The organism is Streptomyces sp. NTH33 (assembly GCF_003236365.1).
Taxonomy (GTDB): Bacteria; Actinomycetota; Actinomycetes; order Streptomycetales; family Streptomycetaceae; genus Streptomyces.
Genome location: NZ_POTZ01000270.1, coordinates 1 through 9,865, shown reverse-complemented (window position 1 = coordinate 9,865; position 9,865 = coordinate 1). Strand labels below are relative to the sequence as shown.

Sequence of the window (9,865 nt, the reverse complement as noted above, 5' to 3'; positions counted from 1 at the left end):
GGGCAGGCCTGGGGGGCTCGGTCGGAAGTCGTTCATGGCCCATCCAGCATCGCCGGTCGCCGGCCCGTACGGCGGCGGAGTGACTTTAAGAATTCTCTGAAGGCGGCCCGGGGACACCCCGGCTCAGAGCGCCCTCAGAGGTTCGTCCCGCACAGTTGCGTCCTGGGCCGGCGAAGGAACCGGACCGGCGGAAGAAGGACGGGGAACGGGATGACCACGGTGCACGAACGGCGGGCGGCACCGCCCGTGCCACGGGCGACACGGCGCTCCCCGGCGGGCGCCGTGCTCGCGCTGCTGTGGGCCGGGGCCGCCGCGGTGGTGGGCCTGTGGTGGTACGACACGGCCTCCGTCGTGGGCGCGGCGGGATGGCTGACCGGCGCCGGGCGCATCGCGGGCCTGCTGTGCGGGTACGCCTGCGCGGTGCTCGTGGGGCTGATGGCGCGGGCGCCGCTGCTGGAGCGGCGGATCGGCTCGGACCGCGTGGCCCGCTGGCACGCGATGGCCGGCCGCTACACGGTGTGCCTGCTGGTCGCGCACGTGGTGCTGGTCCTGGCCGGGTACGCCGCCCAGGACGGCTCCTCGCTGCCGCGCGAGGCGGTCACGGTGGTGCTGGACTACCCGGAGATGCTCAAGGCCACCGCCGGCACGGTGATCCTGTTCGCGGTGGGCATCACCTCGGCCCGCGCGGTGCGCCGCCGTACCAGTCACGAGTTCTGGTACTACGTGCATCTGCTCACCTACGCCGCCGTCTTCCTCGCCTTCGGGCACCAGCTGGCCCTCGGCAACGAGTTCAACGGCCACACCGCGGCCACCGCCGCCTGGTACGTCCTGTACGGGGGCGTCGCGGCCCTGGTGCTGTGGTTCCGGATCCTGGTCCCGGTGCGGCTCAACCTGCGGCACCGGATGCGGGTGGAGGCGGTGCACCAGGAGGCGCCGGGCGTGTACTCGGTCGTCGTACGCGGCCGGCGGCTGGAGGAACTGGGCGCGCGGCCGGGGCAGTTCTTCCGCTGGCGGTTCCTCGCCCGGGGCATGGTCCGGACGTCGACGCCGTACTCCCTGTCGGCGCCGCCCCGCCCGGACCACTTGCGCATCACGGTGAAGGCGCTCGGCGACCACAGTGCGGCCGTGCCGCTGCTGCGGCCGGGCACCCGGGTGTGGGCGGAGGGCCCGTACGGGTCGATGACCGCCGACCGGCGCACCTCGCACAAGTCGCTGCTGATCGCCGCCGGGGTCGGCATCACCCCGATGCGGGCGCTGTTCGAGACCCTGCCCGGTGACGTCACCCTGCTGTACCGGGCGCGTACGGCCGAAGACCTGGCCCTGGGCGGCGAGTTGGAGGCCATAGCGCGCCGGCGCGGAGCACGGGTGCTGTACGCGCTGAACGGACCGCGCGGCGAACGCCCCCGCCTCACCGTCGAGTCGCTGCGCGCGGCCGTCCCCGACCTGGCCGGGCACGACGTGTACGTCTGCGGTCCGCATGCCTTCGCCCAGGAGCTGTACCAGGTGCTGCGCGCCGCCGAAGTGCCCGACCGCCGTATCCACCACGAGTCGTTCGAGCTGTGAGAGCCGCGAGAGCTGTGAGGCCGAGTTGCACGCGTTGAAGAAGAGCCGTCCGCTGCGCCGCGTCGTCCTGGCGAGCGCCGCCACCGTCTCCGGGCTGGTGATGCTGCTGTCGCTCAAGCCGCACACCCCGCCGCAGGCCGCCGCGGTGCCCGCGCCGGCCCCGTCCAGCGGCACGGGTGCGTCCGGCGGCTCGACCGGGTCCACCGGCACCAGGACCGTCACCGGCGAGACGGTGCGGACGCGTTGGGGCCCCGTCCAGGTGCGGGTCACGCTCAGGAACGGCCGGATCACGGACGTGACCGCGCTCTCGTATCCCACGGACAATCCACGGGACCGGGAGATCAGCGGCTACGCCCTTCCCCAGCTGCGGAGGGAGGCGCTGGCCGCGCAGAGCGCGGACATCGACGCGGTCTCCGGAGCCACGTACACGAGCGGCGGTTACCGCCGGTCCCTCCAGTCCGCGCTGGACTCCGCGGGCCGCTGAACGCTCGGCGGACGCGCCACGTATCTGTGGACGGCCAAGGGTCGAATCGCCACGGAGGAACCGTGACCACCACACTCGCAGGAGGCCGCGCCGCCCGGCGCCAGACGATGCGCCGCATCCGGCCGCGTCGTTCTCCCGCCGTCCCGCTGCTGCTCGCCGTCGCGGCGGGCGCCGCGGGCGTCGTCTGGCTGTGGTGGATGAACACCCCGTCCATCCCCGACACCGACGGAAAGATCCTCAACGCGGGCCGGATCACCGGCCTGCTCGCCGGCTACCTCATGGCGCTGGTCGTCCTGCAGATGGCGCGCGTGCCCGCCCTGGAGCGCCGGGTCGGATCCGACCGGGTCGCCCGCTGGCACGCCATGAGCGGCCGCTACACGCTCTGCCTGGTGGTCGCGCACGTCTTCCTCACCATGTGGGGCTACGCGCTGCAGTCCGGCAGGTCGCTCGGCGGCATCGTGCAGCAGACGATCAGCTCCGTCGACGAGCTGCCCGACATGGGCAAGGCCGCCATCGGCACCGGTCTGCTGGTGGTCGTCGGACTGGTCTCGATCGGCCCGGTGCGCCGCCTGATGCCGTACGACACCTGGTACCACGTGCACCTGTTCACGTACGCGGCGGTGTTCCTGACGTTCTGGCACCAGATCACCACCGGCAACGACTTCGCCGTCGAGCCGGCCGCCAAGACCTTCTGGTACGCCCTGTACGGCGCGGTGACCGCGCTGGTGGTCTGGTACCGGATCCTCACCCCGATCCGGCTGAACCTGCGTCACAGGATGCGGGTGGAGGCGGTGATCGAGGAGGCGCCGGGCATCGTGTCGGTGCTGATCGGCGGCAGGAGACTGCACCGGATGGGCGCCGAGGCCGGGCAGTTCTTCCGCTGGCGGTTCCTGGCGCCGGGCATGCGGTTCTCCTCGCACCCGTACTCGCTGTCGGCGGCGCCCCGCCCGGACATGCTGCGCATCACCGTCAAGGCGATCGGCGACCACAGTGCCCGGCTGCGCGAGCTGGAGCCCGGCACCCGGGTGTGGGCGGAGGGCCCGTACGGCGCGCTGACCGCGTCCCGGCGCAGCCAGGGCAAGGTGCTGCTGGTCGCGGGCGGGGTCGGCATCACCCCGATGCGGGCGCTGTTCGAGACGCTGCCGGGCGCGGCCGGCGACATCACGCTGCTCTACCGGGCCAACAGCACCGAGGACCTGGCCCTGTGGGACGAGCTGGCGAAGATCGCCGACGAGCGCGGCGCCCGGCTGATGTACGCGGTGAACAGCCCCGACGGCGAACGTCCCGACATCTCCGCGGAGTCCCTGAGGCGGAAGATCGCCGACATCGACCGCCACGACGTCTTCATGTGCGGCCCACCCGGTTTCGCGCAGTCGGTGTACGAGGCACTGCGCGGCGCGGGGGTCCCCGCCCGCCGCATCCATCACGAGTCGTTCGAGATGTGAGCGACGGGACGTCAGGAGCTTGGGAGAAGATGAGGAAGAGCCACCCCGTCCGCCGCGCCGTGCTGGCCGGCGCCGCGACCGTGTCCGGCATCGTGCTGCTGCTGTCGCTGAAGCCGGCGTCCGACCCGGCCTCCGCCTCGGCGGCCGGCGCGGCCCCGCAGCAGAGCGCGGCGGCGCAGGAGTCGCCGCAGGGCGGCAGCGGGGCGCAGCGGACGGGCACGCGGAGCGTCACCGGTGACGTGGCCCGGACCCAGTACGGCAACGTGCAGGTCCGGCTGACCGTCAGCGACGGAAAGGTCGTCGGGGCGGCGGCGGTGCAGGCGCCCCGGGGCGGGGTCAGCGGCCAGAAGAGCGGCCTGGCCGTGCCCAGGCTCAACCGGGCGGCCGTGGCGGCGGGCAGCGCGGACATCGACACGGTGTCGGGGGCGACGTACACGAGCGACGGGTACAGGAAGTCGCTGCAGTCGGCGCTGGACCAGGCCGGTGGCTGAGGACGTGGCCGAGCCGGCGAAGGATCCCGCCGCAGTGCGTCACGCGGAGGAGGTCATGGGGACGGTCTTCTCCTTCGACGTCCGCGGCGGGGAGCCCGACGCGGTGCGGACGGCCCTGCGCGAGGCGGTCGCCGGACTGCACCGCGTCGACGAGGTGTTCAGCACCTACCGCGACGACAGCCAGCTCTCCCGCCTGGCACGCGGGGAACTCACCGTGGAGGAGTGCGACCCCGAGGTCGCCGAGGTCCTCGCCCTGGGCGCCGAGGCCGAGCGGGCCGGCGAGGGCTGGTTCAGCCTGCGCTACCAGGGGGAACTGGACCCGACCGGGATCGTCAAGGGCTGGGCCACCGAACGGGCCGCCCGGCGGATCGCGGCGGCGGGAGTGGACGGGGTCAGCGTGAACGGCGGCGGGGACGTGCAACTGCTGGGCTCTCCCGGCCCGCAGCGGCCCTGGCGGGTCGGCGTGTCGGACCCCCTGCGCCCCGGCGGACTGGCCGCGGTGGTCTCCTCGGCGGGTGCGGAGGAACTGGCGGTGGCCACGTCGGGTACGGCGGAGCGCGGGGCCCACATCGTGGACCCCCGCACCGGCCGGTCCGCGGTCACCGACCTGGTGGCGGTCACGGTGGTCGCCCCCAGCCTGACCTGGGCGGACTGCTGGGCCACGGCCGCGTTCGCGAGGGGCTCGCGGGAGGGGCTGGCCTGGCTGGAGTCACTGCCGGACGTGGAGGCGCTGCTGATCACGGCGGGCGACGAGGTGAGGTGCACGGCGGGGCTGGCGGCCCGGCTGGGGTGAGTCCGGGCGGCACGCACCTCACTGCCCGTTCTGGGCCAGCCGCAGCAGGTGGTCCGCCAGCTCCTGTCCCCCACCGGGGTCCCGGCTGATCAGCAGCAGCGTGTCGTCACCGGCGATCGTCCCCAGGATGGCGTGCAGCTCGGCCTGGTCGATCGCCGAGGCGAGGAACTGCGCCGCCCCCGGAGGAGTCCGCAGCACCACGAGGTTCGCGGAGGCCTCCGCGGAGATCAGCAGCTCCTGCGAGAGCCGCCGCATCCGCTCCTCCTTGACCGACTCCCCCAGCGGCGCACGTGGCGTACGGAACCCCCCCTCGCTCGGCACCGCGTAGATCAGGTCGCCGTCGGTGTTGCGGATCTTCACCGCGTTCAGCTCGTCCAGGTCCCGCGACAGCGTCGCCTGGGTGACGCTCAGCCCGTCGTCGGCCAGCAGCTTCGCCAACTGGCTCTGCGACCGCACCGGTTGCCGGTTGAGGATGTCCACGATCCGGCGGTGACGCGCGGTCCGTGTCTGCGGCACGGCGGGCCCGGAGTTCGCGGCCTCGGTCTGCCCGGTCTGCCCGTGGTCCTGCGCCTGACTCATCGTCGTCTCATTCTCCGGATCATCCGTCCCCGCCTGCCACGTCCAGGATGCCGGGCAGTGCCCCGAGGAAGGCGTCCACCGCGTCGTCGCCGAGGTTCAGCGGCGGCATCAGCCGTACGACGTCGGGGGCGGGCACGTTCACCAGGAAACCGGCATCCTGAGCCGCCTGCTGCACCTGCGGCGCGAGCGGCTCGGTGAGCACGATACCCAGGAGCAGGCCGGCGCCCCGGACGTGGCCGGTCAGCGGGTGGCCGAGGGACTCGATTCCCTCGCGCAGCCTCTCGCTCTGCCGCTTGGCGTTCTCCAGCAGCCCCTCGCCCGCGATGGTGTCCAGCACCGCGAGTCCGGCGGCGCAGGAGACCGGGTTGCCTCCGAAGGTCGTACCGTGCTGGCCGGGCCGGAGCAGTCCGGCGGCGCGCCCGAAGGCGACGGTGGCGCCGAGCGGCAGTCCGCCGCCGAGCCCCTTGGCGAGGGTGACGACGTCCGGCAGGACGCCGTCGTGGGCCTGGTACTCGAACCAGTGCCCGGTACGGCCGATGCCGGTCTGCACCTCGTCGAGGACCAGCAGGGCGCCGGTGGCCGCCGTGATCGCGCGGGCCGCCTTCAGATAGCCGGGCGGGGGCACGACGACGCCGTTCTCACCCTGGATGGGCTCGATGACGACGAGGGCGGTGTCCTCGGTGACCGCGGCGGCCAGTGCCTGCGCGTCCCCGTACGGCACGTGGGTGACCTCGCCGGGCAGCGGCAGGAACGGCTCCTGCTTGCCGGGCTGGCCGGTGAGCGCGAGGGCGCCCATCGTACGGCCGTGGAAGCCTCCTTCGGTGGCGACCATGTGCCGGCGGCCCGTCAGCCGGCCGATCTTGAAGGCGCCCTCGTTGGCCTCGGCGCCGGAGTTGCAGAAGAACACCTTGCCGTCCCGGCCGAAGAGCTGCAGCAGGCGCTCGGCGAGGGCGACGGGCGGTTCGGCGATGAACAGGTTGGAGACGTGCCCGAGGGAGGCGATCTGCCGGCCGACCGCCTCGACGACGGCGGGGTGGGCGTGCCCGAGCGCGTTGACCGCGATGCCGCCGACGAAGTCCAGGTACTCGTTGCCGTCGGCGTCCCACAGCCTCGCGCCCTCGCCGCGGACGAGGGGCAGGCGCGGCGTGCCGTAGTTGTTCATGAGCGCGCCCTGCCAGCGCGCGGTCAGTTGCTCGTTGCTCACGTCCTGGTTCACGTCCCTGTTGCTCACGACTCCCCCTGTTCGTCCGGCACGACCATCGTGCCGATGCCTTCGTCGGTGAAGATCTCCAGCAGGATCGAGTGCTGGACCCGGCCGTCGATGACGCGGGCGGTGCGCACCCCGTTGCGCACGGCGTGCAGGCAGCCCTCCATCTTCGGGACCATTCCGGAGGACAGCTCCGGCAGCAGCTTCTCCAGCTCGCTCGCGGTCAGACGGCTGATCACCTCGTCGGAGTTCGGCCAGTCCTCGTACAGTCCCTCGACGTCGGTGAGAACCATGAGGGTTTCGGCGCCCAGTGCCGCAGCGAGTGCCGCAGCCGCCGTATCAGCATTGACGTTGTAGACATGTCCGTCGTCCTGGGAACGGGCGATCGAGGAGACGACCGGGATGCGGCCGTCGGCGAGCAGTGCCTCGATCGCACCCGTGTCGATCTCGGTGATCTCGCCCACCCGTCCGATGTCGACCAGCTCGCCGTCGATCTCGGGGGTGTGCTTGGTGGCGGTGATGGTGTGCGCGTCCTCGCCGGTGAGGCCGACGGCGAGCGGCCCGTGCTGGTTGAGCAGTCCGACCAGCTCCCGCTGCACCTGCCCGGCCAGCACCATCCGTACGACGTCCATGGCGTCCTCGGTGGTGACTCTGAGGCCCGCCTTGAACTCGCTGACGATGCCGTGCCGGTCCAGGGCCGCGCTGATCTGCGGGCCGCCGCCGTGCACGACGACCGGTTTCAGCCCGGCGTGCCGCAGGAAGACGACGTCCTGGGCGAAGGCGGCCTTCAGCTCCTCGTTCACCATGGCGTTGCCGCCGAACTTGATGACGACGGTCCTGCCGTGGTGCCGGGTCAGCCAGGGCAGCGCCTCGATGAGGATCCGGGCTTTCGGCAGGGCCGTGTGCTTACGCGTCGTTCCCGTGCTCATGATGAATACGCGCTGTTCTCGTGGACGTAGTCGGCGGTCAGGTCGTTGGTCCAGATGGTGGCGGTCTCGCTGCCGGCGGCGAGGTCGGCGACGATGTGGACCTCGCGGTAGCGCATGTCGACCTTCTCGCGGTCCTCGCCGACGCCGCCGTTCTTGCAGACCCAGACGCCGTTGATGGCGACGTTCAGCCGGTCGGGCTCGAAGGCGGCCCGGGTGGTGCCGATGGCGGACAGGACGCGGCCCCAGTTGGGGTCCTCGCCGTGGATGGCGCACTTGAGGAGGTTGTTGCGGGCGATGGAGCGGCCCACCTCCACGGCGTCGGCCTCCGTGGCGGCGCCCACCACCTCGACCTTGATGTCCTTGCTGGCGCCCTCGGCGTCCCGGATGAGCTGCTGGCCGAGGTCGTCGCAGACCGCCCGTACGGCCTCGGCGAACTCCTCGTGCTCCGGGGTGACTCCGGAGGCGCCGGAGGCGAGCAGCAGCACGGTGTCGTTGGTGGACATGCAGCCGTCGGAGTCGACGCGGTCGAAGGTGACCCTGGTGGCGGCGCGCAGGGCCTGGTCGAGCGCGGCGGCCTCGAGGTCGGCGTCGGTGGTGAGGACGACGAGCATGGTGGCGAGGCCGGGGGCGAGCATGCCGGCGCCCTTGGCCATGCCGCCGACGGTCCAGCCGTCCTTGGTGACGACGGAGGTCTTGTGGACGGTGTCGGTGGTCTTGATGGCGATGGCGGCCTTCTCGCCGCCGTGCTCGGAGAGCTGGGCGGCGGCCGTCCCGACGCCCGGCAGCAGCTTGTCCATGGGGAGCAGGACGCCGATCAGGCCGGTGGAGCAGACGGCCACCTCGATGGCGCCGACACCGAGCACCTCGGCGGCCTTCTCTGCGGTGGCGTGGGTGTCCTGGAAGCCCTTGGGTCCCGTACAGGCGTTGGCGCCGCCGGAGTTGAGGACGACCGCGGAGAGGCGGCCGGTCCTGAGGACCTGCTCGGACCACTGCACCGGGGCGGCCTTGACGCGGTTGGAGGTGAAGACGCCCGCGGCGGCGCGGCGGGGCCCGGTGTTGACCACGAGGGCCAGGTCCGGGTTGCCGTTCTCCTTGATCCCGGCGGCGATGCCCGCCGCCTGGAATCCCTTGGCTGCCGTGACGCTCACGGTGCGACTCCGATCGTGGAAAGTCCGAGTTCCTCGGGGAGCCCGAGGGCGATGTTCATGCTCTGCACGGCACCGCCCGCGGTGCCCTTGGTCAGGTTGTCGATGGCGCTGATCGCGACGACGCGGTGCGCGGCGGGGTCGTACGCCACCTGGATCTGTACGGCGTTGGAGCCGTACACGGCCGCGGTGGAGGGCCACCGTCCCTCGGGGAGGAGGTGGACGAAGGGCTCGTCGGCGTAGGCCTTCTCGTAGGCGGCGCGCACGGACTCGGCGGTGACGCCGGGCCTGGCCTTCGCGCTGCACGTGGCGAGGATGCCGCGGGGCATCGGCGCGAGGGTGGGGGTGAAGGACACGGTGACCGGCTCCCCCGCCGCCGCGCTGAGGTTCTGGATCATCTCGGGGGTGTGCCGGTGGACGCCGCCGACGCCGTAGGGGGACATGGATCCCATGACCTCGGAGCCGAGCAGGTGCGGCTTGGGTGCCTTGCCGGCGCCGGAGGTGCCGGAGGCGGCGACGATCACGGCCTCGCTCTCGGCGAGTGAGGCCGCGTAGGCCGGGACGAGGGCGAGGGAGGCGGCGGTGGGGTAGCAACCGGGTACCGCGATGCGCTTGGACCCCTCCAGCGCGGTGCGGGCACCCGGAAGTTCGGGGAGGCCGTAGGGCCAGGTGCCGGCGTGCGGGGAGCCGTAGAACCTCTCCCAGTCGGCCGGGTCCTTCAGCCGGAAGTCGGCGCCCAGGTCGATGACGAGGACGTCGGGGCCGAGCTGCTCGGCGACGGCGGCGGACTGGCCGTGCGGCAGGGCGAGGAGGACGACGTCGTGCCCGGCGAGGACGCCGGGGGTGGTCTCCTCGAGGACGCGGTCGGCCAGCGGCAGCAGGTGCGGCTGCAGTGCGCCGAGGCGCTGTCCGGCGTTGGAGTTCCCGGTCAGGGCGCCGATCTCGGCCTCGGGGTGCGCCAGCAGCAGGCGCAGCGCTTCCCCGCCCGCGTATCCACTCGCTCCGGCGACCGCCACACGTACAGCCATGAACCCTCCTCCTTGATGGCATGACTATACGTTTCCTTGTACGTTTATGCAACGGCGGCAGCGGCCGGATCAGGCAGGCGCATGATCGGTCCGAGCACTGCCTTGATGAACACGAAGCGGGACAACGGGCCCTCCGGTGTCAGAGATGTCGAGGGATTGTGCGGGAGTCTGTGCAGGTGAGGACGATACTCGCGCCCCGGG

At 72.4% G+C, this 9,865-nt stretch carries 9 protein-coding genes and 1 pseudogene; 5 read left to right on the top strand and 5 right to left on the bottom strand.

All coding sequences use genetic code 11. The annotated features are described in order from the left end of the window. Nucleotides 1–210: 210 nt before the first annotated feature. The 5 genes and pseudogenes from C1I97_RS23605 (at nt 211) to C1I97_RS23585 (ending at nt 4,776) form a co-directional block, all read left to right on the top strand. A complete protein-coding gene (locus tag C1I97_RS23605; RefSeq protein ID WP_111005192.1) occupies nt 211–1,563 on the top strand; it encodes a ferredoxin reductase family protein in 1,353 nt (450 codons plus the stop codon). A gap of 25 nt (nt 1,564–1,588) precedes the next feature. Further along, nucleotides 1,589–2,047 carry an FMN-binding protein gene (locus tag C1I97_RS23600; protein ID WP_111005191.1) on the top strand — a complete coding sequence of 153 codons (459 nt, stop codon included), beginning with the start codon at nt 1,589–1,591 and terminating at the stop codon, nt 2,045–2,047. A gap of 62 nt (nt 2,048–2,109) precedes the next feature. After that, nucleotides 2,110–3,492, top strand: a complete 1,383-nt coding sequence (locus tag C1I97_RS23595) for a ferredoxin reductase family protein (protein ID WP_181446873.1) — start codon at nt 2,110–2,112, stop codon at nt 3,490–3,492. A gap of 29 nt (nt 3,493–3,521) precedes the next feature. Next, nucleotides 3,522–3,971: pseudogene (locus C1I97_RS23590) on the top strand (FMN-binding protein); the annotation flags it as partial. 67 nt (nt 3,972–4,038) lie between these two features. Further along, nucleotides 4,039–4,776, top strand: a complete 738-nt coding sequence (locus tag C1I97_RS23585; protein WP_441349144.1) for an FAD:protein FMN transferase — start codon at nt 4,039–4,041, stop codon at nt 4,774–4,776. Nucleotides 4,777–4,794: 18 nt separating this feature from the next. Here the strand turns inward: C1I97_RS23585 and C1I97_RS23580 are convergent, their stop codons facing one another. From C1I97_RS23580 to argC, 5 genes are read right to left on the bottom strand one after another with little or no spacing between them, the layout of a single operon-like run. After that, nucleotides 4,795–5,355 (bottom strand): arginine repressor, encoded by a 561-nt coding sequence (locus C1I97_RS23580; protein ID WP_111005188.1) that lies wholly within the window; start codon nt 5,353–5,355, stop codon nt 4,795–4,797. Nucleotides 5,356–5,374: 19 nt separating this feature from the next. After that, the gene (locus C1I97_RS23575) at nt 5,375–6,559 is read right to left on the bottom strand and encodes an acetylornithine transaminase (RefSeq protein WP_111005193.1); all 1,185 of its coding nucleotides are present in this window, start codon (nt 6,557–6,559) and stop codon (nt 5,375–5,377) included. Nucleotides 6,560–6,582: 23 nt separating this feature from the next. Next, nucleotides 6,583–7,491, bottom strand: coding sequence for an acetylglutamate kinase (gene argB, locus C1I97_RS23570; protein ID WP_111005187.1), 909 nt, complete (start codon nt 7,489–7,491; stop codon nt 6,583–6,585). Next, the gene (gene argJ / locus C1I97_RS23565) at nt 7,488–8,639 is read right to left on the bottom strand and encodes a bifunctional glutamate N-acetyltransferase/amino-acid acetyltransferase ArgJ (RefSeq protein ID WP_111005186.1); all 1,152 of its coding nucleotides are present in this window, start codon (nt 8,637–8,639) and stop codon (nt 7,488–7,490) included. The genes argB and argJ overlap by 4 nt, the downstream gene beginning before the upstream one ends. Beyond that, complete coding sequence (gene argC, locus C1I97_RS23560; RefSeq protein ID WP_111005185.1) at nt 8,636–9,664, bottom strand: N-acetyl-gamma-glutamyl-phosphate reductase; 1,029 nt, start codon at nt 9,662–9,664, stop codon at nt 8,636–8,638. Before argC ends, argJ begins: the two co-directional genes overlap by 4 nt. Between the last annotated feature and the right edge of the window lie 201 nt (nt 9,665–9,865).

Bases quoted from the DNA above. Each gene is read 5' to 3' on its own strand.
- C1I97_RS23585 (WP_441349144.1), top strand. From the start codon at position 4,039: ATGGGGACGGTCTTCTCCTTCGACGTCCGCGGCGGGGAGCCCGACGCG.
- argB (WP_111005187.1), bottom strand. From the start codon at position 7,491: ATGAGCACGGGAACGACGCGTAAGCACACGGCCCTGCCGAAAGCCCGG.
- C1I97_RS23605 (WP_111005192.1), top strand. From the start codon at position 211: ATGACCACGGTGCACGAACGGCGGGCGGCACCGCCCGTGCCACGGGCG.
- C1I97_RS23580 (WP_111005188.1), bottom strand. From the start codon at position 5,355: ATGAGTCAGGCGCAGGACCACGGGCAGACCGGGCAGACCGAGGCCGCG.
- argC (WP_111005185.1), bottom strand. From the start codon at position 9,664: ATGGCTGTACGTGTGGCGGTCGCCGGAGCGAGTGGATACGCGGGCGGG.